Source organism: Mitsuaria sp. TWR114, from assembly GCF_007997345.1.
Genome location: NZ_VOSR01000671.1, coordinates 1 through 556 on the forward strand (window position 1 = coordinate 1; position 556 = coordinate 556).

Annotated in this window: 1 pseudogene; it reads left to right on the forward strand. The window is 72.3% G+C overall.

The features are described from left to right. Positions 1 to 556 (forward strand): annotated as a pseudogene (locus FUT87_RS29175) (hypothetical protein); the annotation flags it as partial.

The following is a 556-nucleotide window of genomic DNA, read 5'->3' on the forward strand; positions in this document are numbered from 1 at the left end:
CTCGCCGGCCTGAGCGCGGCGCAAGTCGCCGCGCTGCCCATCGCCTGGAACAACGTGACGGCCGACTGGCTCAACGCGCTGCCCGCGAGCGCGATCGCGGCGATTCCGACGGCCTCGATCGGCAAGTTGTCCACCGCCATCGCGCCGACGCTGAGCGCCGACGCGGTCCGCGCGATGACTCCGGCTCAGGTCGCGACCCTGCCCGCGCTCAACAGCCTGTCGCTCACCGCCGTCGCCGCGCTGACTCCGGCGCAGACGGCCGGCCTGACGGTCCGGATGAACGCCTACAGCGCCGACTGGATCAACGCCCTGTCGCCCACCGCGATCTCGGCACTGCCGCCATCCATCATCGAGCCGCTGTCGCCCACCGAGGTCGCCCGGCTGTCGCCCGCGTCCGCCGCCGCGCTCACGCCCGGACAGATCAAGGTGATGGACGACGTCTCCCGCCTGTCGCAGGCCGCGGTCGCCGCGCTGACGCCGATCCAGACGCCGTGGTTCATGCCTTCGGAATGGAGCACGCTGAAATTCGACGCGCTGTCGCCGGCCGCGCTGGCCG